The following is a 26,373-nucleotide window of genomic DNA, read 5'->3' as shown; positions in this document are numbered from 1 at the left end:
GCAATGCAAGAGCTTGAACAAACAATTTTACTAAACGCCAATATTCCTTAAAAAGAATATTGGCGTTTTTATTTCGTAAGAAAAATAATAAAACCACTAATTGTTTGTTTATATTTGGTATATAAACCATTCCAAAAACCAATGTAAATTATGACCCGATTCTTAAGAGTTGCTATTCTTCTATTTATTACTTTTTTTAACATTCAAATTTCTGCTCAAACCAACAAAGACCAGCGTTACATCTTCTTTTTGCACAATGCTTATATAGAGCAAAATCCGTTAAATGTTCCACATCCTGAATATGGAAAAGCTGAATACAATGAAATTTTGGCTTCCTTCAGAAAAGATAATTTTATTGTTTACAGCGAAATCAGAAAGAAAAATACTGATGCGAAAAAATATGCCGAAAAGATTGTTAAACAAATTAAAACTCTACTTAAAAAAGGCATTTCACCAGATAAAATAACTGTAATCGGGACTTCAAAAGGTGGTTATATCGCACAATTTGTTTCTACTTATTTAGCCAATCCGAATGTAAATTTTGTTTTTATTGGCTGTTTCAGAGATGTAGATATTCAAGAATTTCCAGAAATTAATTTCTGCGGAAATATATTAACCATTTATGAGAAATCAGATGTTTATGGAGTTTCGGCAATCAAACGAAAAGAAACTTCTAAATGCAAAATAGAGCATTTTAAAGAAATTGAACTTAATACTGGCCTAAAACATGGATTTTTATACAAAGCTGCCGACAATTGGATTGCTCCAAGCAAAAAATGGGCAAATGGGGATTATGAATTGAATTAAAATTCATAATCAAAACTTAATATACAAATCGGAATATTATTCTTACATTTGAGAATACCTTAACCAACCGTTTGCTATGAAAACCATATCGAAGTTTATTTTTATTTTCTTGCTTGTTCTTAATTATGGATGCAGCAATGATAGTATTGCTTGCTTTACACCTCCAGAAGACTTCTCTTTTGAACTTATAGATAAAACAACTGGAGAGAACTTATTCACTTATGGCACATACAAAAGCAGTGACATTACTATAAAAGACTTAAACGATTCTAGTAAAAACATCGAATACAATTTTATATCCGAGAACAATTACAATGTAATTAGAATTGGAAGTATTGGCTGGAAAACCGAAACCATAAATTATTCAGTAAATATTGCTAGAAAAAGTATTTTTGAATTTCATGTACAAGCAAATAGAATCAGTGGCAAGTGTTCATATACAGAATTTAAAGACTTTCAAATTAAAAATGCAACCTTTCAATTAGATCAAACTCGAGGAGTTTATAAAATTTTAGTTGATACAAAGATTTAAATATTATCAAAAAGGAACTTAATTATAAGTTCCTTTTTTGTTTCGAAAAAAAGCAAAATCTCGACGTTTTTTCTCCACAAAAACGACTTCAAAAAATAAAAATTCAGTCCTTTTTTCATCTTCTCTAAAAAAGATCGAAATAATCTCTGCTTTTTTTCGTCAACTATTACGATTTCATTTTGCTTTTTGTAACCTAAATTTCACATTTTGTTACAAAATAAACGTTTCTTCAAATTTTGTTAATGAACAATTGGCATTCAATTTGTTTGTTTAACTTTGTGAATTCAGTACTTAATAAAAAATAATTAAAATATAATATGAAACAATTAGCCCTAGTCGTTATTGCGTTTATTACTTTTTCATGCACTCAGGCTCAGAAAAAAGAATTTTCAAAAGAAGCCTTGTCTGAAAAATTATTAGCTTCAAATGAAAAACAAGTTGCCTTCGAAAAGATTTTAAAAAAATACAAAGGAAAAACTTTAGTTATCGAAGTTTGGGCTTCATGGTGTGGTGACTGCGTAAAAGCAATGCCGAAAGTAAAAGAATTACAAGCCAATAATCCAGATGTATCTTATTTATTCATTTCAGCTGATAAAACAGCCGATAAATGGAAAGCTGGAATCGAAAAGCACGAGTTAAAAGGCGATCATTACATGATGAACGATGGTATGAAAGGCTTATTCGGAAAAGCGATCGACTTAGATTGGATTCCACGTTACATCATTGTTGACAAAACAGGAAAAATTGTGCTTTATCGCGCTATCGAAACTGATTTTGACAAAATCAACGAAGCTTTAAAAAGTTTAAAACAGGCTTAAGAATTACTTTAAAAACAAAAAATTAAAAGAATAATAAAAACTACCAAAATGAGAAAATCGATTGTTGCAGGAAACTGGAAAATGCATAAAAATGCTGCACAGACTGAAGAATTATTGAACGAATTAATTGCTAAAATTCCAGCAAAAACCAATGCACAAGTAATTGTAGCTCCAACTTTTGTTAACTTACAAGCGGCAGCGACAAAATTAAAAAATACAACTATCGGAGTTTCTGCTCAAAACGTTCACCAAGCTGAAGGCGGAGCTTTTACAGGAGAAATTTCTGCAGATATGTTGACAAGCATTGGCGTTAATACAGTAATTTTAGGTCACTCTGAGCGCAGAGCTATTTTCCACGAAACCGATGCATTAATCGCAAACAAAGTTGATACAGCTTTGAAACATGATATGACAGTAATTTTCTGTTTTGGAGAAGAATTAAAAGACCGTCAGTCTGGAAATCACTTCAACATCGTTGAAAACCAATTGCGTGACGGAGTTTTCCATATTGCAAAAGAATCTTGGTCAAAAATTGTTTTGGCTTATGAGCCAGTTTGGGCTATTGGAACTGGAGAAACTGCTTCGCCAGAGCAAGCACAAGAAATGCACGAATTCATTAGAGAAGTTATCCGCAAAGCTTTTGGAGCTGAAATCGCTGATGAAGTTTCTATTTTATATGGTGGTTCTGTTAAACCAGAAAATGCTAAAGAAATTTTCTCTAAACCAGACGTTGACGGCGGTTTAATTGGAGGTGCTGCTTTAAAAGCTGACGATTTCTTAGCAATTGTTACTGCAATCTAAAATATTTTTTTGCCACAGATTAAAAAGATTAATTGGATTTTTTAAACTAGTTTGAAGAAAAATCTGTGCGAATCCTTTTAATCTGTGGCTAAAAAACAGGAAGCGATGCTTAATGCATCGCTTTTTTTATGCTTTAAATTATTCTTAAATTTTAAATCTTCTCATAGATAAATAGGCAACTTCTGCTTTCTATTCTTACCTTTGCAAAAATTTTTTATTTATGTCGAATATATATTTAGGATATCATTTTACGATTGAGCCAAAAGAATTGGGTTCTGAAATTTTAGTGGCTGAATTGGGCGAAAAAGCGTTTGAAAGTTTTACAGAAACAGAAAACGGAATTTCAGCTTTTGTGAAGAAGGATTTATGGGATGAGAATATTCTGGATGATATTTATATTCTGCAATCTGAAGAATTTAAAATTGAATATACGATTGAAGAAATCGACCAAGTAAACTGGAACGAAGAATGGGAAAAAAACTTCGAACCTATTGATGTTGACGGGAAATGCCATGTTCGCGCACCATTTCACGAAAAAACTGATGCTCAGTTTGACATTGTTATTGAACCTAAAATGAGTTTTGGAACTGGTCATCACGAGACAACTCACATGATGATTCAGCATTTATTAGAAATGGATGTTAAAGGTTTGAAAACTCTCGATATGGGTTGCGGTACTGCAATTTTAGCAATTTTAGCAGAAATGAAAGGTGCTGAACCAATTGACGCTATTGATATCGACAACTGGTGTTATTTAAATTCGATTGAAAATGCTGAACGCAATAATTGCAAACACATCAGCGTTTATGAAGGCGACGCAGCTTTATTGGCTGGTAAAAAATACGATTTGATTATTGCCAATATCAATAGAAATATTTTATTGAACGATATGCAAGCTTATGTTGATGCTTTGAATCCAAAAGGGATTATTCTTTTTAGCGGTTTTTATGAAGAAGACATTCCGTTTATTGATGCTTCATGTGTTGAAAAAGGATTGACTTATGTTAAAAAGCTTCAGCGAAACAATTGGGTATCTTTAAAATACGTAAATTAGATTACTGATAATCAATTCAGTACAAAACATAAAACTATGAGTACTAAAGAAAAAGTAAGAGAAAGAGTTCGCGAAAAGGAAGCCATTGCTTTCAACAACGAGATCATTGTTTACAATGATGATGTAAATACTTTTGATCACGTAATTGATACTCTTATGCGTGTTTGCGACCACACTGCTGAACAAGCAGAGCAATGTTCTTTGATTGTACATTACAACGGAAAATGTACTGTAAAAACAGGTCCGATTGAAAAACTTAAACCTCAATGCACACAACTTTTGGAAGCTGGCCTTAGCGCCGAAATTGTTTAGTTGCAAATTTTTTAGAAAGCATTCTATTTTATTCTATATTTGAATAAAATAGAATGCTTTTTTTATGGAAGAATACGGAAAAATATTAATCATTGCGATGCCCGTTTTTTTGGCCTTAATCATTTTTGAAAAAATCTACGGCATTTACAAAAAAAACGACACTGCACCTTTAATTGACAGTGTATCGAGCATCAGTTCCGGAATTACAAATTCTATTAAAGATGTTTTAGGACTTAGCGTTACTTTTCTTTCGTATGAATGGCTGGTTTCTAAAATTGCATTACAGCATTTAGAACCAAGCGTACTCTCCTATTTTATAGCTTTTTTTGTTATTGATTTTTACGGTTATTGGAGCCATAGATTGGCGCATCAAATCAATTTTCTTTGGAACAAACATGCCATTCATCACAGCAGCGAAGAGTTTAATCTGGCCTGTGTCTTGCGTCAGCCTATTGCAAGTTTGGTAAATCTGTTTACTTTTTTGCTTATTCCTGCAGCACTTTTAGGAGTTCCGGCTTCTGTAATTGCCATTACGCTTCCGCTTCATTTGTTTTTACAATTTTGGTACCATACCAAACATATCAACAAAATGGGATTTTTGGAACATATTACCGTGACACCTTCGCATCATCGAGTGCATCATGCCATAAATCCTGAATATTTAGACAAAAACCACTCGCAGATTTTTATTTTTTGGGACAAATTGTTCGGTACTTTTCAAGCCGAATTAGATGATGTTCCGCCCGTTTTTGGAATCACAAGACCTGCAAATACTTGGAATCCAATAAAAATCAACTTTCAGCATTTAACCCTTCTTATCAAAGATGCATGGCGTGCCGAAAACTGGAAAGACAAATTCACTATCTGGTTTAAGCCAACCGGCTGGAGACCAGAAAATTTTGAAGAAAAATATCCCGTAAACAAAATTGAGAACGTATTTAACTTTGAAAAATATGGCACACAAAACTCTCAGAAACTGATTTATTGGTCGGTAACTCAAGTTTTAATAACATTATTGTTCGTTAGTTATTTGTTTGATAATATTGCTAAAATTGGTCTGCCAAATATTTTTGTCTACGGATTTTTTATTTTTATCACAATCTATAGCTACAGCGAGTTAATGGACAAGAGCAAATATGCCATTTTTTGGGAAGGATTCCGTTTTAGCATTGCAATCGGAATTATCGTTTTCAACGGTGATTGGTTTGGACTTAATACCATTTTTTCTTTTGCCAATTCTATTATTTTAATCTATTTAGCTTTATCTTTTTTAGCTACAATTTATTTTGTGACTGTCGATTTCAAAAACAACCAACCCCAAACTATAAACCCCATGAATGCCTTATGAGAAATGCCACATATTTTAAAATCTACCTCGCTTTCTGCCTAATTTATCTAATTGTTTTACTGCTAGGATATGAAAACCTTGATTTATATTTAAAGCCAATTTTAATTCCGCTGTTAAGTTTTAGCGTCTATTTTTGTCGATCATTTCCAACAAAAAATATTTTATTGCTTGCTTTGCTCTTTTCATGGATTGGCGATGTGATTCTGCTTTTTGCAGATTTAGGCGAAATTTATTTCATTCTCGGATTAGTTTCTTTTCTTATTTCCCATATCATTTATTGCGTTTTGTTCAACAGACAAATCAAACAGAAAATCTCCAGAAATTTAATTGTTTTTGGAATTGGAAGCGTAACAATTGCTTTGTACTTAATTGGAATGCTCGCAGTATTATTGCCTACTTTAGGCGATTTGCAAATTCCGGTAATCGTGTATGCAAGCGTGATTTCGATTATGCTATTATTTGCTTTTAATGGTTATTTGATGTGGCAAAAGCCAGGAAATATTTATGTTTTTTTAGGCGCAATTGCTTTTGTTCTTTCTGACAGTATTTTGGCTATTAATAAATTTTATGCGCCATTTGAGAAAAGTGCATTTTTTATTATGCTTACTTATCTTGTGGCACAATATCTGATTGCAGTTGGTATATTGAAAGTAAATCCAAAAAAGGCTGATTAAGGCAAAACTTGGATTTGATTTAAAACCAAAAAAGATTTTCAAAATCATTTTTTGTGAATGAAAAGCCGATACATTTGTATGACCAAAACTCTTAAAACCATGAAAAGAATATTCTTTTTTTTAATTTTATTATTTTCTGCAGTTTCTTGCATGAGCACAAAATCGACTTTAAAGAATGTTGATGACAATGCTCCCGATTTAATTTTGAAAAAAGACAATACTTTTGCCATAACGCTTTTTGCAAAAGACAAAAAATACGGTTACGACCCTGATTATCCAGTGAATATTTTCTACCGAAATACCAAAGATGAAACATTAAACGAAACGCGTTTTTTAAATGCTCTTGCGGGACCAAAAGGAGAAAAAATCACCTATAAACGCATGGAGACTTGTTGTCCTTTTCCAACAAAAAGAAGCGATATGGGAGCTGGATTTTTGAATGTTTATGAATTGACTTGGGAAGGTCAAAAAAAGCCAATTATCCTTTATTTAAATGTTTATGAAAAAGGAATTTTAATGGTTCCGATGGGATTGAGTTTAAAGCAGAACTAATACTTAATTGGATTTATAGCACTTATGGATAATATTGATATTCGAATTGATTTTTGGATTGATTTATGGGAAGATTTAATTTCTAATTTTCTTAAAAAATCCTATGGTCTCTCATTATATAATCCGCATATATTAATTGAAGATATTATTACAGAAATTGAGGAAAATTCTTTTCAAAATTCAGATAATAAAAAATACTTTTTTAACAAAATCTCATTTTATTTAAATAATGACACAGTAATTAAAGAAAAATTTAGCTCGCAGTTTAAAATATTGCTATCAATATTTAATAGCGGTAGAAACAATTATATTCTGGAAATTTCGAAAAATCTAAAAAAAGAATTTCTTGATGGAGTTTATTTTAATTCATGTGTCGAATTATTAAATCACGAATTACAAAAGCCTGAAGAAATAACAATAAGTTTTGTGAACTCCATAACATACTTAAGTCAAAATATAATTGTTGAATATATAAAAAAAGGATATGTTTTAGATGATATTAAAAAATTTGCTTTAAATATTTTTTCTAGTTATAAAATAACCCAAAATGTGATTTCAACAAAATATCCGCATAGTTTAGATACTAAAAATTATATATTTAAAAATGGTCGTTTTAATCATAAAAAATATAATCTTGAAGTATCTAACTTAATAGATAATTTGACGATTGCAGATCGAATAAATTCATTACTTTTTTATTACTATAAAGAAAAAAAGACAGTTAATTATATATTTATTGTAACAGGATTAAAAGGATCTATAGATATACAAATAGGAGAAACTACTTTATACACATTAGACAAGAAAAGATTTATCACAAATCCTGACTATTTTAAATATGAAGATTTACATAATAAAGAGCAAGATGAAAAGTTTATTCAAGCTTCTGTACAAATTGACAACTATTTGTTACCCAAATCATCCCTAATAAATGCCTTAACAAAACTTGAAAACACACTCGATTTAGTAAGTTGTTATTTTAAAAAAAATACTGAAATAGAAATTATTGCCACAGATTATTTAATCGTTGAAAAAGGAGAATATATTTATTCATCATGGGGGTTAAATAAAAAAGATAACCATATTAAGTATAGAGACTCATTAGATCTAAATGATTTTGAAAATGATATAAAAAGTCTAAATGATTTTTCATTCTTATGGGACAATGAAAATTTTAATGAAAAAGGAAAATCAAAGCTTCTAAATGCGATTCATTGGTATAGTAAAGCTGAACAATCAGTAAAACAGGAAGATAAAATGCTAAATTACTGGATAGCAATTGAAAATTTATTTAACCTAGAATATAATATCAAAAAAGATATTTTAAACGATGAGAAAAAAGGAAAAATTCATTTAATACAAGAAATTATTTCATCTGCTCAAATTTTTAAATATGCATATGATTATGGCTGGGAAGTATATCGTCATTATGAATCACAAGTTAAATCTTTTAATAAAAAAATTCATTTTCCTCAAGAACTGATAATAAAAGCAAACTTGAACCAAAATTTTGGTGAAAATATTTATTTAGAAAAATTCATTATTTGTTTACCTGAAATAAAAACTTATGAGAAAGACTTATTTATGCTGCAAAAAATAGAAAACACAATTAGTTTTTATAGTGATTCAAAATTAACAAAAAAGAATATTGAGGAAAACATCAAGCTCATTAAAGAAGATGTTTTAATGATTTATAGATTCAGGAATTTAATTGTTCATAATGCTCATTTTGATAATGCATTACTTCCATATTTCGTTTGGAAAGTTAGAGATTATTCCGGAAACTTGATACGTCAATTAATTAAAGTCTTAAGTGAAAATGATATTGAATTAGCAAATACTATGATTAATTTCTTTCTACGTAAAGAGTGTTTTTTACATGATTTAGATACTGGAAAACTTAATTTATTTGATAACATTTAAATAGATAATTCTATTAATCAGTTTTATATAAAAAACAACAGAGTATCATAAAACATGATAAATATCATTTACCAATTTCTTTTGATATCCTAATATTGTTGCCAAATAAGCTACAATGATTTTAGATCAATTTTCGTAATTCCACTAAACTCTAGCCCTGATAGCAGTGGAAATCATTTCACTCTTAAACTTATTTTTTCCTGACTGGGCAGAGCGACCGGAGGAAGCTCCTGAACAGACTTTGGAAAAAAAAGTTTAAGAGTGAAATATTGAAACGAATAGCAGGATTAGCTTCTTAAAATAATCTTAAATCTTCATCTCAAACTCATAAATCATAACTACCTTTGCAGTGCAAAAAAATAATTTTATGAACTTACAACATATTCCACAAATTAAGCATACTGACAGCGGGAATTTCTTTTTATTGGCGGGGCCTTGTGCTATCGAAGGAGAAGAAATGGCGCTAAGAATTGCTGAAAAATTAGTTGGTATTACCGACAATCTTCAGATCCCTTATGTGTTTAAAGGATCTTTTAAAAAAGCAAACCGTTCTAGAATCGACAGTTTCTCTGGAATTGGCGACGAAAAAGCTTTAAAAATCTTAAGAAAAGTATCCGAAACTTTTCATGTTCCAACTGTAACAGATATTCATACGAATGAAGATGCTGATATGGCAGCACAATACGTTGATGTTTTGCAAATCCCAGCATTTTTGGTTCGTCAAACTGATTTAGTTGTTGCGGCTGCAAATACTGGAAAAACAGTAAACTTGAAAAAAGGACAATTTATGAGTCCAGAAAGCATGAAACACGCCGTTCAAAAAGTTTTAGACTGTAATAACGAGAATGTTATGGTTACAGATCGCGGTACTATGTTTGGCTACCAAGACATGATTGTTGATTTTAGAGGAATTCCTACTATGCAACAATATGCATCGACAGTTCTTGATGTTACACACTCTTTACAACAGCCAAATCAGACTGCAGGTGTGACTGGCGGAAGACCTGACATGATCGAAACGGTTGCAAAAGCGGGTATTGCCGTTGGTGTTGATGGTATTTTTATCGAAACGCATTTTGATCCTGCAAATGCAAAAAGTGACGGCGCAAATATGCTTCATTTAGACTATTTTGAAGGTTTAATGAACAAATTAGTTGCCATCAGAAAGACAGTTAACTCATTCTAATTTTATAATACTTAAGTTCTTTGAAAACAAAAATTTTATTTTTCTTTCTGGCTTGTGTTTCACTAAACACTTTTGCTCAGAACGAAATTTCGGTTCAAGAAAAATATACTGCTCATAATAAAGGGAAATTCTTTGTAATGTGGGGAGGAAATAGAGAAAGTTACACTAAATCTGATGTAAATTTTAGAGGAAAAGATTACAACTTTACAGTTGCAGACATGTCTGCGCATGATAAACCAAAAGGATATCATGTTGATTATATAAATCCTGCAAACATGACAATTCCTCAGACAAACTTGAGATTGGGTTATTTTTTTAGTGATCACTACAGTGTAACAATTGGGGTTGACCATATGAAATATGTGATGACACAAAATCAGATTGCAAATGTTACTGGAAACATCAATTTACCTGCTGATCAGCCTGGGTCTTATTACAACGGAGTATATAATAATACTCCTGTAGATATGTCTCAAAATGGTGCTATTGAAGGTGGATACCCTAAAGGTGAAGCACAAGGATTTCCTCCTGCTTTTTTAATGTACGAACACACAGATGGTTTGAACTACATTAATACTGAGGTTTCTAGATTTGATGATATTTCAAAGTGGTTTGGTTTGCCAAATATTGATAAAGTTCAGATTAACTTGACTGAAGGTTTAGGAGCTGGGGTTTTATATCCAAAAACAAATACAAGTTTGTTGGGAATGGAACGCCATGACGATTTTCATGTTTCTGGATTTGGTGTATCTGCAAAAGCAGGTTTAAACTTCACTTTCTTTAAACATTTTTACCTTCAAGGTGAGTTAAAAGGAGGTTACATTGACATGAAAGATATCAGAACAACAATGAGCAATGACGATAAAGCTACCCAACATTTTATGTTTTTTCAGCGAATTGTTGCCGTAGGAGGAATTTTTAGAATCTAAAAAATTCATTCACAATATTAAAAGCAGAATTTCATTCATTTGAAATTCTGCTTTTTTGCATCTGTTAATTAAGAATGAAAACTGAAGAATAAATTATACTTTTAATTTTTTAAAATTTAAATATGAAAAGACCAAAATCCCTTTTTCTTATTATTACTTTTTTGCTCAGTTTTGGGTGTGCGCTGTTTGTTGCAATGAAAGTTTTTCCGAATAATCCATTTTCAGGAAAAAAAGCACAAAATACTGCTTTCGATAAAATTCAGGATGGTGATATTATTTTTCAGACTTCGCAATCTCCTCAATGTGAAGCGGTACGAATTGCCACAAATTCCAAATTTTCACATTGTGGTATCATTTATAAAATGAATGGCGATTTATTTGTTTTTGAAGCCGTTCAACCTGTAAAACTAACTCCTTTAGAAGATTGGATCCAACATGGAAAAGACAATAAATATGTAATCAAAAGATTAAAAAACAACAATGTTTTGAAACCTGAAATTCTTCAAAAAATGAAAGATTACAGTCATCAATTTAACGGTAAAGAATATGATGCTTATTTTGAATGGACAGACAATCGAATATATTGCTCTGAATTGGTTTGGAAAATATACAAAAACGCGGCCGCCATCGAATTATCAAAACTAAGAAAACTGAAAGATTTTAATTTAACTGACGAAAGAGTCGAAAAAATTCTGAAAGAGAGATATGGCAATGATATTCCGTTAGACGAAAATGTTGTCGCGCCCTCTGACCTCGCCGATTCTAATTTATTGAAAACAGTGATTGATACGTATTAACCTGAACTTGATTATTATCAATATGAAAAGTCCCAGAAGGGACGATATATTTATAGCATTTATTATTTAGCAACCAGTTAAAACCTCGTAGAGGTGTCATAATAATTTGATGATCTTGAAAAAAAAATCGCTCCGATGGAGCTTTCTTAAATCAATGCTACCAAATTTAACTATAAATATTACGCTCCGCCGGAGCTTGTAACAATCGAGCTCAGGTTTTAGAAACATTATAAAAGCAAAAAAGCTATGAGCAAAACTCATAGCTTTTTTGTTTTATGATTTATCAAAAATTAATTTGAAGCAGGAAGAACAATTCCGTTTTGATCAACTAAATAGATTAAAGATGTCATTGTAGCTGCGCCAAGTTCTAATTCCCTTTTATTGATTGCGTCAAATTTATCGTTTGCTGCATGGTGATAATCAAAATAACGTTGTGAATCTGGCTGTAAACCTGCTTTTACAATCGTTTTTGAAGTTAAATGCTCAATATCTGATCCTGCGTGTCCTTTTGTGAAATTATGAATCAAATAAGGCTCAAAAAGGTTTTTATATTCTTGCAGTTTTTTGAAGTTAGCATCATCAGCTTCAATTGAAAATCCTCTTGGCGTAAATCCACCTGAATCACTTTCTAAAGCAAAAATATGATTCTCGTTCTTTTGTTTTGCAACTTCTTCATATTTTGCACCACCTTTTCCTCCGTTTTCTTCATTCATAAACAATACCACACGAATTGTATTTTTAGGTTTGTAGTTTAAGTTTTTCAAAATACGAACCACTTCCATACTTTGCACTACTCCTGCTCCATCATCGTGTGAACCGTCAGCTAAATCCCAAGAATCAAGATGTCCACCAACAACCATAACATTTTCTGGTGTTACTGTTCCAGTCAATTCTCCAATAACATTATAAGACAAAGCATCTGGCAACGTCTCGCAAGATTGTTTGAAATAGAATTTTAAAGTTGGATTTGCTTTCAATGTTTTGCTCAATAATTCAGCTCCATTAGTACTAATTGCCGCAGCCGGAATATATTGCTCTTTTGGCAAATCGCCATAACTTTGTGCTCCTGCATGAGGAAAATCGTCTAAACGTAAGTTTAACGAACGTACAATTGCACCAACTGCACCAAGTTTAGCTGCTTCTTTTGCACCGCTTCTTCTTTGGTCTCCTGCTCCTGAATAAGAATCAAAAGTTCCTATGTTTTCAGGATTCATTGGTCTGTTAAAAAATACAATTTTTCCTTTTACTTTGTCACCAAGGCTTTTTAATTCGTCAAGGCTTTGCACTTCGATCACTTCTGCTGTAATTCCTGTTTTTGGAGTTGCAACAGAACCTCCTAAAGCACAAATTGGCACTGTAGTTTTTACCTTTCCATCTAGAATGAAAGCTGTTTCTTTCTCACCGCGAACCCAGTGAGGAACCATAACTTCTTGTAAATAAACCTTGTCAAGACCAAGGCTTTCTAATTGTCTTTTCGTATATTCTACAGCTTCTGCAGCGCCTTTAGATCCAGATAAACGGCTTCCGATATCATTTGAAAGATATTCTAACCAAGAATAACATTTAGCTTCGGTCAAGGCTTTTTTATAAAATAATTTAATGTTTTTTTCATCATTTGACTGAGCAAAAGATGCGGTCAATCCATTTAAAACTAAAGCAGTTAAAAGAATCGTTTTTTTCATTGTTTTATAGCATTTTTGGGTTGTTTCGCAAAGGAACAAAATTCTTTAGACCTGTCAGAATTTTTTTCGTAGTCTTTTCTCAAAAAAAAGCTCTGATTGTAATTTTTTAACTTTACAATCAGAGCTTTTAAATTTTATCACATCAAAACTACTTCACTTCAATAAGTTTATTTCTTGTACCAATTCCGTTTTCATTAAAAGGTTCAATGGTGAAATAATATTTTGTGCCTTTATCTAAACCTCTAAAATCGTATGAATTGTCGCCGTAAACCATAATACTGTTGTATAATTTATCAGGAGTAATTCCGTAATAAATATTGTAGCCAACGGCATCATTTTGTTTTTTCCAAGATATCATAGCATTTCGTGAATCTGCTTTATTTCTATCTACTTTGAAAGAAGAAACTGCTTTTGGTTTTTCTGCCAAACCATTTCCAAAAACCCTGAAATCAGAAATAGCAAACAAACCTGATGCGTTATGAATGTTTTCCATTTTGATATAACGCGCTTTGATTGATTTTGTAAGCTCTACATAATCATGTGGCACATCTTTATCATTTTTAGATTTATCTACAACCAAAGTCCAATTTTTAGCATCATCAGACATGAATATTTTATATTGATAATAAATATCCATTGCTTTATTGTATTGCGTTGCTTTATGATCAGCATAATTAATCTGAAGCGCTTTAATTTCCATTTGTCTGCCTAAATCCATTTGAAGCCATTCGCCAGGATTACTAGTTTTTGCCGACCAATACGTTTGGATATTTTCATCTGTTAAATTTTCTGCTCCGTAGCAAAATTTCTCATAGACTTTTTTTCCTCCATTATCCATTCTGTGAGTTTCAACCTCCATACATTCTTCAGAAGATGAAACCGTTACCGGCTTTTTGTACGAAAGCAACATCCAGCCCGATGAAGCGCCTTTTGTTTGATCGCGCTCGCCAGTTGGAAGCACAATCGGGAAATCTCCATAAGCTGTAATAGAATACATTACGTCATCTTTATCAAATCCTGCTGGAAACATATCAATGCGACGCTCGAAACGATCTTTTATAGAAATTTTACAGGTTCCTGTGTTCCAATAATTCCCGTAAATATCTGCAAAAGTATTTCCGTGTCCAGCTCCAATTACAAATCCGCCCGGTTTATATGACATTGGATTGTGTTTTTGATACGTAAAAGGTCCTAACGGATTATCGCCAACATGAACGCCATTTGCATAGCCTTTAAATTCAGTTGCCGGCGCGCCATATTGCATATAGTATTTTCCGTTGTGTTTAGTCATCCAAGCACCTTCAATGAAATTCCCCCAAGGTGCGGGTTCCATATCATTATTTGGTCCAAAACGTTCCCAACCATGCGCTGAAGGATCTAAAATCGCAACTTCTTTGATTTGTCCATACGGGCGCTGAATATCTTCTACTTCGGTTGCTTTATACAATTGCGCATAATCTGCTTGATTCCCTTTTGGAAGCCAAGTATTATAATCAACTTCAGTACCAACAAGAGGCAATTTTCCGCTTGAACCGTAGTACATATATACTTTTTTGTCATCATCTTGAAAAATTGCAGGATCCCAAGTTGGTAACATTGCTTTATCAACGTGACGCGTCCATCTTCCTGATTTTGGATCAGCAGTTTTCCAAATTGGATGGTCTCTTTTCCAAGTTGATCCAACATAGAATAATGTATCGTTTACAACCCAAGCTGCAGGTGCGCATTGATCATCATCGCCAGGTTGTCTTTGAAAACTTCCGTAAACAAATTTCCAATCAGACATGTCTTTACTCCAGAAGAAACCTGCTTGATTCGTCGCAAATAAATAATATTCTCCTTTGTAGGTAATAATTACAGGATCGGCGCTTGAGCGTCTAGATTCAGGAATCCCGTTGTGATTATGTGTCGTAAAATTGTAGCCAATATTTATTGGATTACAATATGTTGTTGCCGGTTTTGCAGGATCAAACCATTCTGTTTTACCAGAATTTTGTGCCAAAAGACTGCTTCCGAAAAGCATCGAAAACAAAATTGGCATAAATTGCTTATATATCTTTTTCATGATTAAATTTCTTTAGTAAAGCTTTCAAAAAGATTAATTTTTAATCTCTTTTCTTTCCTTTAAAAGTTCGGGTTCATTTGTTGTGATGTAATTGAATTTCTGAGCTATAATCCAATCCATGTCTTTTGCATCATTAACAGTCCAAGCGTTTAGAATAATTTTATTATCCTTAGCTTCCTGTATCCATTCTGGGTGTTTTTGAAAAACGGAATAATGGTAATCAACTCCGTTAATTTTATCAGCTTTAACTTCAATCGGAGATTTATTGCCTTCCAAATATTGAAGAGAAGTTTTTGAATCGATAGCTCTAATTTGTTTCAGAATATCGTAGTCAAAACTTATATAACATGTTTTTTTGTCGGCTTTCAATTTTTTGATGACTTCAACCGCCATTACTGCTGTTTTTTGTCCACGTTCTTTGCTTATTTCCGAAGGTTTGATTTCGCAAACTAAAAGTGTGTGTTTATTGTTTTTTATTCCTTCTGAAATATATTCGTAAAGCGTTGGAAGCTTTTCACCATTTGATAATTTAAACTTGATCAAATCGGCATAATTTGTTTGTTCAATCAATAGTTTATTAAAATGAGCATCGTGATTAATTACCAATGAATCATCGGCAGTGCGCCAAACGTCAAATTCTGAACCTGGCAATTTTAAATCAATTGCATGTCTTAAAGAAGCAATTGAATTTTCAGGTAAATTATTCTTTTTCCAAGCACCGCGATGGGCTACAATTGCATTTTTTTGCGCATTGCAAGAAGCAAAAATTACAAAGAACATTATTGTAAAGGTGCGAGATATTTTAAATGTATTCATAGGTAAAAAATTAAAAAGAGAATCTTTATTTTAGAAAAAAAGCCCTCCATATGAAGGGCTCTTAACTAACCAATAAACCAACTATTTAGTTAACTCGAAACTAACTTTCTTGTCGGCAGTTGAATTTCCTCCAACGAAAACATCAAACTGTCCAGGTTCTGCTGCGAATTGCAAATCAGAATTATAAAATTTTAAATCTTCAACAGTAATGTCAAAACTTACTGTTTGTTTTTCACCTTTTTTAAGTGCTATTTTTTGGAAACCTTTCAATTCTCTAACTGGTCTTGTTACTGAACCAACTAAATCTCTAATGTATAATTGAACTGTTTCTTTTCCGTCAAAATTTCCTGTATTCGTTACGTCAACTGTTACTTTTAATTTTCCGCTGAAATTCATTTTATCAGAAGAAATTTTCAAGTTTGAATAATCAAAAGTCGTGTAGCTTAAACCGTATCCGAAAGGGAATAATGGCTCATTTCTTTCGTCAATATAGTTTGATCTGAATTTCTCAAATTTACCTTCTGTGTTAGAAAGCGGTCTTCCTGTATTTTTATGTGCATAATAAATTGGTAATTGACCAACGCTTCTTGGGAAAGTTGCTGTTAATTTTCCAGAAGGATTTACATCTCCAAATAAAACATCAGCAATAGCATAACCCGCTTCAGTACCCGCGAACCAAGCATTTAAAATTGCTGGAACTGTTTTTTCTTCGTCAGTAATTACTAACGGACGTCCGTCAAATAAAACTACCACTACTGGTTTTCCTGTTTTTAGTAAAGCGTTTAATAAATCTTTTTGCGCTTGTGGAATTTGCAAATTGGTACGGCTGCTTGATTCACCGCTCATTTCAGCTGATTCTCCAAGTGCAGCAACAATTACATCAGATTGTTCAGCTACTTTTAAAGCTTCAGCTAATAATTCTTCTTTTGAACGGCCATCACGGTGTAATGTTTTTCCAAACATTGTAGCATTAGTCTCAAAAGTTTCATCATAATCTAAATTGCTTCCTTTTGCATATAAAACTTTAGTTCCTGCTCCGGCAACTTCTTTGATTCCAGCTAATAATGAAACTGCGTTTTCCATTTTAGTAGCCACACTCCAAGTTCCTGGCATATTTTCTTTAGCATCAGCCAATGGTCCGATCAAACCAATAGTTCCAGATTTTTTAAGAGGCAATAATTGGTTTTGGTTTTTCAGTAAAACCAATGATTGAGCAGCAATTTGACGCGCTTCTTTTCTGCTATCCATTGTGAAGATTTCAGTTTTAGCTCTTTTTTCATCACAGTATTTATATGGATCTTGGAACAATCCTAAATCGTATTTTGCTTCTAAAATAAGTTTTACAGCATTGTCGATTGTTTCCATTGAAACTCTTTTTTCATCCAAAGATTTTTTCAAAGTTCCTAGGAAACCTTCTCCAACCATATCCATTTCAACACCAGCATTTAAAGCTAAAGCCGAAACATCTTGAAGATTCCCCATTCCGTGTTCGATCATTTCAGGAATTCCCGTAAAATCGGTTACTACGAAACCTTTGAAACCCCATTGTTTTCTTAAAACATCTGTCATTAACCATTTGTTTCCAGTTGCTGGAATTCCATCAATTTCATTGAAAGATGCCATAACTGAACCTACACCAGCATCAACTGCTGCTTTGTAAGGTGGAAAATAATCATTAAACATTCTGATATGACTCATATCAACTGTATTATAATCACGTCCAGCTTCTGGAGCGCCATATAATGCGAAGTGTTTAACACAAGCTAAAATGGAATTGTTTTTTGAAAGGTCGTGTTGCTGATATCCGTTAACCATTGCTTTTGCAATTTGGCTTCCCAAATATGGATCTTCTCCAGAACCTTCAGAAACTCTTCCCCAACGTGGATCACGAGAAATATCAACCATTGGAGAGAATGTCCAGTTGATTCCGTCAGCACTTGCTTCTTTTGCGGCAATTTGAGCACTTCTTTCAATTAAAGCCATGTCCCAAGTACAAGACAATCCTAACGGAATTGGAAATGTTGTTTCATAACCGTGAATCACGTCCATACCAAAAAGCAACGGAATTTTTAAACGGCTTTTTTCAACAGCAATTTTTTGTACTTCTTTAATTTTTTGTACTGATTTAATATTGAACAAACCGCCAACTTTACCTTCAGCAATATTTTTTGCAACATTTGAACTATTTGCCTGACCAGTTGTAATATCACCAGATGTTGGTAAATTCAACTGCCCTAATTTTTCTTCTAATGTCATTTTTGACATTAACTCTGCCACAAACTCTGACTTAGGTTTAATTTTCACTGTACTTTTTGTGCTCTTTTTTTGAGCGTAACCCAAAACAGCACATCCTAAAAAAAGTAAGACTAATTTGTTTTTCATTATGTATTATTTATTTGTTTGTATTCGTTTTTTTCTGTTGCAACATCCAGTCATAAATCGCCGCGTTATCATAAACTCTTGTCCAGCTGTTGTGTCCTGCGTCATCAAAAATGGTCAGCTGAACATCTTTAGCATTACATTTTTTTAATTCCTTGTAAATCGTAATCGCATAATCAACATTTACAACATCATCTAACAAGCCGTGGAAAATTCTGGTTGGAATGTTAGCAATTTTGCAAGCGCCTTCTAACGGAATCAAATCCACAAAACCAGCAATAGGCACAACCGCAGCAAACATGTCTGGATAAGAAAGTGCTAAATTCCAAGTTGCCCATCCGCCAGAACTTAAGCCAGTAACGTATATTCTATCTGAGTCAATTTTGTTCTCCTTCTGAATTTTTAAAATCAATTCATAAATTGATTCAATACTCCAATTTTCATCTTCCTTGCATTGCGGAGCCAAAACATAAGCATCTAACTGATGTGTTTTTAAATAATTTAAAGGACCGTGAATTTTCACTTTTGAAATATCAGTTCCTTTTTCTCCATCTCCTGAAATAAAAACTATTAAAGGCTTCTTTTCTTTAGTATTTGCTGGCTTGTACAAGGCATAACCGAGCTCGTACTTCTCCATTATTACGGTATTAATTTTACCTGTAGTTTCGGTTTGAGAAAAACCAAATGCCGAAAATAATACGATTAGAAGCGTTACTTTAAATTTCATTTAGATGTATAATTAAATTCCGTATTTACCTGATGTAAATCCAAGTTTTTTTAGACCTTGTTTTGTATCTGATGCATTCATGAACAATTTCCACAATAAACCACTTCTGTAGTTTTCAACCATAGGAGCAATAGTTCCTTGATCGATTGCCAAATAACGAGCGGTTACCCAATTGTACTGAGGAGAAAAAGCATCGTAAGGCCCAGCAATCCCAACAAGTTTTGCTTTATTATCGTCATATAAATAATGTAAAAACTTCATAGACTCTACTGGTGTATATGGAAACGATGATAAAGCTGCTGTTGGCGAAATAACTCCATTGTCATTGTTTGGCTGATGTGCTGTATATCCAGTTGTTCCGTCAGGATTACGTGTATAACTTGCTGTTAATCCCCAACATTTATCAGAGTAATCTTTAAAACCTTTTGGATTAGCAACACTATACTGAACCATGATTTTTGCATGATTTTGTGTCAGCGCCCAATAATCCGCATATTTATCTTTTAACATATTTGGATCTAAACCTAAATATGAATAATGTGACCAAAACATTGGCCCAACATTTCCAACAGCTCCGTTATAACTTAAAACAACTGGAATACCATATTGAGAACCTCCATTTACTATAGCGCCATTTCTTGCCCAAGCTTGGTGGTAAGCTTCCGCCGAGATTGGGTGCGTTGGAGAAGAAGCGGCCATAACATAAGTAATCAAACATTCGTTGTAACCTTCAAGCTTAAAGTTCATTTCCCAACCATAATTTGGTGACCAGTGCCAATATAAAGCGTTTTCACCTTTTGTGTACCAATCCCATTCAACACCTTTCCAAAGTTCATCTGCTTTTGCTGCTAATGCTTTTTCAGAAGTGCTTCCATTTTTAAAATATTCGCGAATCGTAATTAAAGCTTGACAAACAAAAGAAGTTTCAACCAAATCTCCACCATTATCTTTTGTTCCAAATGGTATAACTTTACCAGTTTTGTTGTCCATCCAGTGCGACCATGCACCGTGAAAACGGTCTGCGTTTTCAAGAAAGGTTAATGCTGTTGTAAGTCTAGAAACAGCTTCGGCTCTTGGCAAAAAACCTCTTTCTACACCTACAATAATGCTCATTAATCCAAATGCAGAACCTCCTGTTGTTATAATATTAGACTCAAAACTCGGATCTTCTGTCAAGTATCTTTCTCTTGCCAATTTTGAATTTGAATCAGCATAATCCCAAAAATATTTTATTGCATCTTTTTGAACTTGATCCATTGCCTCAGCATCTGTCAAAGGTTTTGCTGGCGTAGTTGGATTTGTTGGTAATGGAGTTCCGCCACTATTACCAGCTTCTGGTGTAGACGAAGAACAAGAACTCACAGCGCTCAAAAACATTATAATATATAAACCTAACTTCATTTTATCAATTTCTTATTATTAATTACTAAAAAATACACCTGGATTTTCTCCAGGTGCATTTCTGAAAAATTTATCGTTTATCTTTTTCTAATTTATAAAGAGCTGAAACCTCATTATCTGTAAGTGCAACATCATAAATTCTAAACTCGTCCATTAAACCAGTGTAGTTCAACATCCATCCATCAGGAGCACTCCAAGGCGCACCTAAATGTTGCTGATAACCTCCAATAATAAATTTTGAAACCTCTGAACTAGCTAATTCTCCAAAAGGACCGCCGCCAGTTGCAGGATCGCTTGCATATCTTTTTGAAATAGATGCAGGTATGTCTAATTTTTGTCCATCAACATAAATACTGTATGTAGAACTTGTACCATTGTAACTCCATACAACATGTTTCCATGCTCCAAACATATTTTTCAAAACATTATCACCACCATGCTCTATAAATTGTCCAGCCCAAGGAATACTTGGCGTAACATCTCTTTGAATATGATTTTTCATCAACATTGTTGTTGCTGGTCCAGTTCCTTCGATAAGCGTAAAAATATTACCCCAGAAATCTGTCTTTTTAGGCAACATGAATAATGACTGAGCTCCTCCCGTATGCGGATCAGTTTTAATCCACATTGAAATACTTATACTTTTTAGATTTACAATTGAATTTGAAACAGTATTATAAGCTATAAAAGAACTTGGAGAACCTTGATATGCTTCCCCTTTTATACCTGTACCGTAATTTACATTAGTTCCTGTCCCACCTGTAATTCCACTTTTTGAATCTGCGATATTACCATCAAAACTAAGTTTAGATACTAAGTGCGCTGCAGCAACATCATCAGAATTTTCATAACCTCCAATCGATTCGTAAGGGATTGGGCTGTTTACTTTATCAATACTATCCTCACAGCCAGCAAATAATGCTGAACCTAAAGCAAAAGAAAGTAATAAAATAGATTTATTTTTTTTCATTTTAATTAATATTTAAGGATTAGTAACCAGGATTTTGAGATGACAAACCTTTTGCTTGATTAAGGAATGATGCCGGAATTGGGAATAATTCATTTTTACCTTCTGTAAAAGTTTTTCCATCGATTGCAAAAGCTGCTTTTGCTTGACCAGTACGCACTAAATCAAAAAATCTGTCGTGCTCAAAAGCCATTTCTACTCTTCTTTCTTTCCAGATTGCTGTTCTAACATCAGCTTGAGAACTTGCTGCAGTATTTCCTAATCCAGCTCTGTTTCTGATTTGATTCAATAACGGAATTGCTGCAGAAGTCTGGCCTAATTCATTTGATGCTTCTGCTTTCATTAATAAAACTTCAGCATATCTTAAATATTTAATATCAACATCTGTTTCCCATGCATCTGTGTAAGCAGAAGAATATGCTTTGTAGTTGTATCTTTCGTTTTCAACTGTGTTTGGCACTACTCTACCATCATATAAAGTTTGTCCTCTAAAAATGATAGTTGCCGCTTTTCTAACATCTCCTGGTTCATATGCGTTTACTAAACTTTGAGATGGCGTATTGAAGCCCCAGCCCCATCCACCGGTACCACGAGCACCTTGTGTGTTAGAGTATCCTTCGATTCCTTTTGCTGGTACTGCACCTTGAGCATAAATTTCAAAAATAGATTCTGAGTCAAATTTCCCAGTTGCTTTGTACATTGATGCATAATCACTTACAAGAGAATAACCCGTAACTTTATTACAGTTATCAATTACTTGTTGCCATTTCTTTTGGTACAAACTTACTTTAGCTAATAAAGCATAAGCAGCACCTTTTGAAACTCTTGATCTTTCATTAGCAGAATAAGCTGTTTTTTCAGGTAATGTTGCAATCGCATCATTCAAATCTTTCTCAATAAAAGCATAAACATCAGCAGCTGTTTTACGAGTTAATTGCATTACTCTGTCTGATTCTGAACTAGGAGATGGTATATGGTCTACAATTGGTACTCCACCATAACATTTTACCAAAGTAAAATACATAAAAGCTCTTAAAAACTTTGCCTCACCAGCAAGTCTGCCTCTAAGATTTGCATCTGCTTTGTCCAATTTTGGAAGAATAGCCAAAGCCTGATTACATCTGTTGATTCCATCATAATTAGCAATAAAAGTACTTTCTGCTGAAGGATTAGAAGCATTGTATGTCAAAGCATCCAATACATCTTTATCTGTTCCAGTATCTCCAGGCGAAGATCCTTTATCAGCATCATCTGATGTAATACTTGATAATCCGATCCAGCCAAAAGAAGTCATATCCCAATTTAAGAACTTGTTGTAAATTGCAGTTACAAACTGTGATGCTCCTGCGTCATTATTATATAGTTCAGTATCATTTGTCGAAATAGTTTCTGTTTGCTGAACATCTAAATAATCGTCTGCACATCCTGTAAAAAAGAATGCCGAAAGCACAAACGTTGTAATATATATCTTTTTCATCTTGTTAAAATTTTAAATTAGCACCAATTACAAATGATCTCAATGTTGGATAAGCGTCAAGCTCAACTCCTTGAGTACCGTATGGATTTCCGTCTCCATTTAATTCTGGAGAGAATCCTGAGAATTTTTGTGTAATAAACGGATTAATAGCATTTACATAAATTCTGCAAGCGCTTATAAAATTATTTTCTTGTAGCGGCAATTTGTAGCCTACTGTAATGTTGTTGATTCTGAAGAAATCACCTGACTCTAAATAGTATGTAGAAGCAACTGGTACCTGATTAAAAGGTGCAGGATTTGAAGCTGTTAAATTATTTGGTGTCCAGAAATCAGTAGCAATTGAATCTTCGATATTTTCTCCTGCAAAACGCTGTGCTTTTTTACCATTATACACTTTAGCTCCACCTGTTCCGTATCCGTCAACAGAAAAATCAAAGTTTTTATAGTTGAATCCTAAAGTAACACCATAGTTAGTTTTTGGCAAACTTGATCCAACATATTTTCTATCTGTATTAGCATTTAAAGCATCTTGAGTAACTTTATCTCCTGCTGCGTTATAGTACAACATTTTTCCGTTTGTAGCATCAAAACCAGCATAATCGTAAATATAGAAACTTCCTAAAGGCTGTCCAATTGTAGTATTGTCTAACAATTTAGTAGTTTGTCCGTTCCCTAAACTTCCTCCAACAACTGGAGATAAAATAGCATCTTTTAAACCAGTAAGTTCATTTTTATTATTTGAGAAGTTACCTCCAATCCAATAGCTGAAATTGTCACCAATTTTATCATCCCAACGTAATGAAATTTCATAACCTTTGTTTGAAACTTCTCCCACGTGCGATGGCGACTGATCTGTAAGACCAGATGTCATATAAGGTTTTGTATATAAAATTACATTTGAAGTATTTTTATCGTACAAATCAAAAGTACCTTTTAATCTGTTATTCAAGATTTCGAAATCTAAACCTACAGAAGATTCTTCTGTAATTTCCCAAGATAAAGTAGGATCAATTTGAGAACTTATTGTTGTCCCTTCGTTTAAAATAGAGCCTCCTAAATAAGCATTTTTTCCAGAAGCGTAAGATTGATTGTTAAGAGGTACATTTTGATTACCTAATTTACCCCAACCTCCTCTTAATTTCAACAAGTTGATTGCTGTAACATCAGACATAAAACTTTCTTTTGTTATCACCCATCCTAAACCGAAAGCAGGAAAAGTTCCCCAACGGTAATCTTTACCAAAATTTGACGATCCATCACGTCTTAGAGTTCCAGTAACTAAATATCTGTCCATTAATTTATATTGGAAACGCCCAAAATAAGAAGCCAATTTAGTTTGATTAAATACAATATTATATAAGCTAGTTACAGACGCTGCATATTCAACTCCATGTCCAGCATTAGGATCATTCAATGCCCAATAATTAGAATCTGGGTTAACATTTTTTCTCGCAATAGTAAGCGTTTCTCTTGGTCCTTTTACAGAAGTTTCAATACCAGCCGTTACCTCTACATCATGAATATTTGCAAACAACTTATTATATGTCAAATAATTAGACAAATTCCAATTAAAATAATCTTCTCTTCCTTTTGTTAATAAATTGATATTTGCATTAGGAAATTCTTTAGCATAATCACTATCCACTTTATTAGGATTTGCTGCTAACCAAATATTCTTTGTATCGTTAAAATTATATTGTTTCCAAGTATAATACTCACCATTAAATTGTGAAGTAAATTTTAATCCTTTTAGAATTTCATAATCTAATTTCAAACCACCTTGAAGTGTAACACTTTTTTGCTGCTCGTCATAAAAATTTAATTGAGCTACAGGATTTCCAACGTTGTTGAATGAAGAACCTGTTTCACTTGCAAAACCATTATCACCTACACGAGATACGCCGTATTTACCATCAGGAAAATAAACAGGCACTATAGGAGACTGTTTGTAAGCATTTGTAAATGCACTTAATGGTTTTGGAGAAGAATTAGCTGATGTAAAGCTAAAAGTTTGATTTAAAGTCAGTTTTTTAGAAATTTTGTATTCATTATTATTTCTAAATGTAGTTCTTCCATAATCAAGTCCATTTAAAACAGCTTTCTCTTCATAGTTTCCTAAACTGAAAAAGTACTTGATATGCTCTGACGAACCTGAAATCGATACGTTATTTTGGGTGTAACTTCCAGTTCTTGTAATTTCATCAAACCAATCTGTATTTACAGGTTGATCCTGAGAGAATGTTGTAGACTGCAAAGCTGCATTTGAGTAATAAGAGTATTTATTACTTCCTGCCATCTTAACTTTTTTAAGTGGTTGTCTTACACCTCCAAAGCTTTCAATCTCTACAGTAACTTTATCTCCTGTACCTTTTTTAGTTGTAATAATAATAACTCCGTTTGCAGCACGAGTTCCATAAATTGCTAATGCAGAAGCATCTTTTAAGATTTCATAAGAAGTGATATCATTTGCATTAATATTGTTGATATTCTCTGTCTGCATACCATCGACAATATATAGAGGGTTTCTTCCTCCTAATGCAGTTCCTAAACCTCTAATAACAACAGAAGGAGTACTTCCTGGCAAATCAGATGAAATTACCTGAACACCAGCCGCTTTACCTTGAATAGCTTGTGAGGCATTTATTACTTTCGTTTTAGTAATTTCCTCCGCTTTTATAGATGAAATCGCGGTAGTGTTGTCTACTTTCTTTCTTGTTCCATAACCAATAACCACAACTTCTTTTAAAGCAGTATCACCTGCTTCTTTTAGAGTAATTGACATTGCTCCTGCAGTTGCTGGTACAGAAACAGAATCAAAACCAAGCATAGAGATTTTTAGAGTTTCTCCAACTTTAGCATTAATGGTAAAATTACCATCGAAGTCAGCATCAGCAGATGTTCTGGATTCTGGTGCACTAATTATAGCACCAGGAACTCCCATTCCATTACTGTCTACTACTTTCCCTTTAATTGCTTGAGCCTGCCCCATCATATATGTAGGCAGCAACAAGAGCGCTAAAAAGCTAAAAATAAAATTTTTCATACAGTACGTAATCGTTTAAGTTAGTAGAGCCAAATTAAGCAATTACAACGTTGTAGTACATCAATTCACACTACTACATAGCT

Annotated in this window: 22 protein-coding genes; 13 read left to right on the top strand and 9 right to left on the bottom strand. The window is 33.0% G+C overall.

Translation table 11 applies throughout. The features are described from left to right. Nucleotides 1–150: 150 nt before the first annotated feature. From EYY60_RS16530 to EYY60_RS16470, 13 genes are all read left to right on the top strand, one after another. Nucleotides 151–807: an alpha/beta hydrolase gene (locus EYY60_RS16530; protein ID WP_132990413.1), complete on the top strand. Its 657-nt coding sequence runs from the start codon at nucleotides 151–153 to the stop codon at nucleotides 805–807. A 76-nt stretch (nucleotides 808–883) separates the two neighbouring features. Then, nucleotides 884–1,339: a hypothetical protein gene (locus tag EYY60_RS16525; protein WP_132990412.1), complete on the top strand. Its 456-nt coding sequence runs from the start codon at nucleotides 884–886 to the stop codon at nucleotides 1,337–1,339. 317 nt (nucleotides 1,340–1,656) lie between these two features. Then, on the top strand, nucleotides 1,657–2,157 hold the full coding sequence (locus EYY60_RS16520) for a TlpA family protein disulfide reductase (protein ID WP_132990411.1): 501 nt from the start codon (nucleotides 1,657–1,659) through the stop codon (nucleotides 2,155–2,157). 48 nt (nucleotides 2,158–2,205) lie between these two features. After that, nucleotides 2,206–2,958 carry a triose-phosphate isomerase gene (gene tpiA / locus EYY60_RS16515; protein ID WP_132990410.1) on the top strand — a complete coding sequence of 251 codons (753 nt, stop codon included), beginning with the start codon at nucleotides 2,206–2,208 and terminating at the stop codon, nucleotides 2,956–2,958. Nucleotides 2,959–3,178: 220 nt separating this feature from the next. Continuing rightward, nucleotides 3,179–4,012 carry a 50S ribosomal protein L11 methyltransferase gene (gene prmA / locus EYY60_RS16510; protein ID WP_132990409.1) on the top strand — a complete coding sequence of 278 codons (834 nt, stop codon included), beginning with the start codon at nucleotides 3,179–3,181 and terminating at the stop codon, nucleotides 4,010–4,012. A 36-nt stretch (nucleotides 4,013–4,048) separates the two neighbouring features. Beyond that, nucleotides 4,049–4,324, top strand: coding sequence for an ATP-dependent Clp protease adaptor ClpS (locus tag EYY60_RS16505; RefSeq protein ID WP_095927736.1), 276 nt, complete (start codon nucleotides 4,049–4,051; stop codon nucleotides 4,322–4,324). Between the two features lie 64 nt (nucleotides 4,325–4,388). Beyond that, nucleotides 4,389–5,672, top strand: coding sequence for a sterol desaturase family protein (locus EYY60_RS16500; protein WP_132990408.1), 1,284 nt, complete (start codon nucleotides 4,389–4,391; stop codon nucleotides 5,670–5,672). Beyond that, complete coding sequence (locus EYY60_RS16495) at nucleotides 5,669–6,346, top strand: lysoplasmalogenase (protein WP_132990407.1); 678 nt, start codon at nucleotides 5,669–5,671, stop codon at nucleotides 6,344–6,346. Before EYY60_RS16500 ends, EYY60_RS16495 begins: the two co-directional genes overlap by 4 nt. A 99-nt stretch (nucleotides 6,347–6,445) precedes the next feature. Further along, nucleotides 6,446–6,898: a 2-dehydro-3-deoxyphosphooctonate aldolase gene (locus tag EYY60_RS16490; RefSeq protein ID WP_132990406.1), complete on the top strand. Its 453-nt coding sequence runs from the start codon at nucleotides 6,446–6,448 to the stop codon at nucleotides 6,896–6,898. Between the two features lie 24 nt (nucleotides 6,899–6,922). Next, the gene (locus EYY60_RS16485) at nucleotides 6,923–8,821 is read left to right on the top strand and encodes a hypothetical protein (RefSeq protein WP_132990405.1); all 1,899 of its coding nucleotides are present in this window, start codon (nucleotides 6,923–6,925) and stop codon (nucleotides 8,819–8,821) included. 367 nt (nucleotides 8,822–9,188) lie between these two features. Then, nucleotides 9,189–10,007 carry a 3-deoxy-8-phosphooctulonate synthase gene (gene kdsA / locus EYY60_RS16480; RefSeq protein ID WP_132990404.1) on the top strand — a complete coding sequence of 273 codons (819 nt, stop codon included), beginning with the start codon at nucleotides 9,189–9,191 and terminating at the stop codon, nucleotides 10,005–10,007. A gap of 20 nt (nucleotides 10,008–10,027) precedes the next feature. Beyond that, the gene (locus tag EYY60_RS16475) at nucleotides 10,028–10,936 is read left to right on the top strand and encodes a hypothetical protein (protein WP_132990403.1); all 909 of its coding nucleotides are present in this window, start codon (nucleotides 10,028–10,030) and stop codon (nucleotides 10,934–10,936) included. Between the two features lie 122 nt (nucleotides 10,937–11,058). Continuing rightward, nucleotides 11,059–11,733, top strand: coding sequence for a YiiX family permuted papain-like enzyme (locus EYY60_RS16470; RefSeq protein WP_132990402.1), 675 nt, complete (start codon nucleotides 11,059–11,061; stop codon nucleotides 11,731–11,733). A gap of 290 nt (nucleotides 11,734–12,023) precedes the next feature. Here the strand turns inward: EYY60_RS16470 and EYY60_RS16465 are convergent, their stop codons facing one another. The 9 genes from EYY60_RS16465 to EYY60_RS16425 all read right to left on the bottom strand — a co-directional run bounded on the left by EYY60_RS16465 (nucleotide 12,024) and on the right by EYY60_RS16425 (nucleotide 26,290). Next, complete coding sequence (locus tag EYY60_RS16465; RefSeq protein WP_132990401.1) at nucleotides 12,024–13,415, bottom strand: M20/M25/M40 family metallo-hydrolase; 1,392 nt, start codon at nucleotides 13,413–13,415, stop codon at nucleotides 12,024–12,026. Nucleotides 13,416–13,563: 148 nt separating this feature from the next. Then, a complete protein-coding gene (locus EYY60_RS16460) occupies nucleotides 13,564–15,480 on the bottom strand; it encodes a discoidin domain-containing protein (protein ID WP_132990400.1) in 1,917 nt (638 codons plus the stop codon). 33 nt (nucleotides 15,481–15,513) lie between these two features. Beyond that, nucleotides 15,514–16,296: a glycerophosphodiester phosphodiesterase family protein gene (locus EYY60_RS16455; protein ID WP_235832346.1), complete on the bottom strand. Its 783-nt coding sequence runs from the start codon at nucleotides 16,294–16,296 to the stop codon at nucleotides 15,514–15,516. A gap of 81 nt (nucleotides 16,297–16,377) precedes the next feature. Beyond that, complete coding sequence (gene bglX / locus EYY60_RS16450) at nucleotides 16,378–18,678, bottom strand: beta-glucosidase BglX (protein WP_132990399.1); 2,301 nt, start codon at nucleotides 18,676–18,678, stop codon at nucleotides 16,378–16,380. A 10-nt stretch (nucleotides 18,679–18,688) separates the two neighbouring features. Continuing rightward, nucleotides 18,689–19,402, bottom strand: coding sequence for a carboxylesterase family protein (locus tag EYY60_RS16445; protein WP_132990398.1), 714 nt, complete (start codon nucleotides 19,400–19,402; stop codon nucleotides 18,689–18,691). 12 nt (nucleotides 19,403–19,414) lie between these two features. Continuing rightward, on the bottom strand, nucleotides 19,415–20,803 hold the full coding sequence (locus EYY60_RS16440) for a glucoamylase family protein (RefSeq protein ID WP_132990397.1): 1,389 nt from the start codon (nucleotides 20,801–20,803) through the stop codon (nucleotides 19,415–19,417). A gap of 70 nt (nucleotides 20,804–20,873) precedes the next feature. Continuing rightward, complete coding sequence (locus EYY60_RS16435; RefSeq protein ID WP_132990396.1) at nucleotides 20,874–21,773, bottom strand: LamG domain-containing protein; 900 nt, start codon at nucleotides 21,771–21,773, stop codon at nucleotides 20,874–20,876. Nucleotides 21,774–21,792: 19 nt separating this feature from the next. Continuing rightward, nucleotides 21,793–23,247 carry a RagB/SusD family nutrient uptake outer membrane protein gene (locus EYY60_RS16430; protein WP_132990395.1) on the bottom strand — a complete coding sequence of 485 codons (1,455 nt, stop codon included), beginning with the start codon at nucleotides 23,245–23,247 and terminating at the stop codon, nucleotides 21,793–21,795. A 4-nt stretch (nucleotides 23,248–23,251) separates the two neighbouring features. Beyond that, nucleotides 23,252–26,290: a SusC/RagA family TonB-linked outer membrane protein gene (locus EYY60_RS16425; RefSeq protein WP_132990394.1), complete on the bottom strand. Its 3,039-nt coding sequence runs from the start codon at nucleotides 26,288–26,290 to the stop codon at nucleotides 23,252–23,254. Nucleotides 26,291–26,373 lie beyond the last annotated feature (83 nt).

Source organism: Flavobacterium zhairuonense (genome assembly GCF_004352915.1).
In the GTDB taxonomy this organism is placed as follows: domain Bacteria; phylum Bacteroidota; class Bacteroidia; order Flavobacteriales; family Flavobacteriaceae; genus Flavobacterium; species Flavobacterium zhairuonense.
This window is presented reverse-complemented; position numbering and strand designations above follow the sequence as displayed.

Excerpts from the sequence above, each read along its gene's own strand:
- EYY60_RS16530 (WP_132990413.1), top strand. The coding sequence starts at position 151 with ATGACCCGATTCTTAAGAGTTGCTATTCTTCTATTTATTACTTTTTTT.
- EYY60_RS16525 (WP_132990412.1), top strand. The coding sequence starts at position 884 with ATGAAAACCATATCGAAGTTTATTTTTATTTTCTTGCTTGTTCTTAAT.
- EYY60_RS16520 (WP_132990411.1), top strand. The coding sequence starts at position 1,657 with ATGAAACAATTAGCCCTAGTCGTTATTGCGTTTATTACTTTTTCATGC.
- tpiA (WP_132990410.1), top strand. The coding sequence starts at position 2,206 with ATGAGAAAATCGATTGTTGCAGGAAACTGGAAAATGCATAAAAATGCT.
- prmA (WP_132990409.1), top strand. The coding sequence starts at position 3,179 with ATGTCGAATATATATTTAGGATATCATTTTACGATTGAGCCAAAAGAA.
- EYY60_RS16505 (WP_095927736.1), top strand. The coding sequence starts at position 4,049 with ATGAGTACTAAAGAAAAAGTAAGAGAAAGAGTTCGCGAAAAGGAAGCC.
- EYY60_RS16500 (WP_132990408.1), top strand. The coding sequence starts at position 4,389 with ATGGAAGAATACGGAAAAATATTAATCATTGCGATGCCCGTTTTTTTG.
- EYY60_RS16495 (WP_132990407.1), top strand. The coding sequence starts at position 5,669 with ATGAGAAATGCCACATATTTTAAAATCTACCTCGCTTTCTGCCTAATT.
- EYY60_RS16490 (WP_132990406.1), top strand. The coding sequence starts at position 6,446 with ATGAAAAGAATATTCTTTTTTTTAATTTTATTATTTTCTGCAGTTTCT.
- EYY60_RS16485 (WP_132990405.1), top strand. The coding sequence starts at position 6,923 with ATGGATAATATTGATATTCGAATTGATTTTTGGATTGATTTATGGGAA.
- kdsA (WP_132990404.1), top strand. The coding sequence starts at position 9,189 with ATGAACTTACAACATATTCCACAAATTAAGCATACTGACAGCGGGAAT.
- EYY60_RS16470 (WP_132990402.1), top strand. The coding sequence starts at position 11,059 with ATGAAAAGACCAAAATCCCTTTTTCTTATTATTACTTTTTTGCTCAGT.
- EYY60_RS16465 (WP_132990401.1), bottom strand. The coding sequence starts at position 13,415 with ATGAAAAAAACGATTCTTTTAACTGCTTTAGTTTTAAATGGATTGACC.
- EYY60_RS16460 (WP_132990400.1), bottom strand. The coding sequence starts at position 15,480 with ATGAAAAAGATATATAAGCAATTTATGCCAATTTTGTTTTCGATGCTT.
- EYY60_RS16455 (WP_235832346.1), bottom strand. The coding sequence starts at position 16,296 with ATGAATACATTTAAAATATCTCGCACCTTTACAATAATGTTCTTTGTA.
- bglX (WP_132990399.1), bottom strand. The coding sequence starts at position 18,678 with ATGAAAAACAAATTAGTCTTACTTTTTTTAGGATGTGCTGTTTTGGGT.
- EYY60_RS16445 (WP_132990398.1), bottom strand. The coding sequence starts at position 19,402 with ATGAAATTTAAAGTAACGCTTCTAATCGTATTATTTTCGGCATTTGGT.
- EYY60_RS16440 (WP_132990397.1), bottom strand. The coding sequence starts at position 20,803 with ATGAAGTTAGGTTTATATATTATAATGTTTTTGAGCGCTGTGAGTTCT.
- EYY60_RS16435 (WP_132990396.1), bottom strand. The coding sequence starts at position 21,773 with ATGAAAAAAAATAAATCTATTTTATTACTTTCTTTTGCTTTAGGTTCA.
- EYY60_RS16430 (WP_132990395.1), bottom strand. The coding sequence starts at position 23,247 with ATGAAAAAGATATATATTACAACGTTTGTGCTTTCGGCATTCTTTTTT.
- EYY60_RS16425 (WP_132990394.1), bottom strand. The coding sequence starts at position 26,290 with ATGAAAAATTTTATTTTTAGCTTTTTAGCGCTCTTGTTGCTGCCTACA.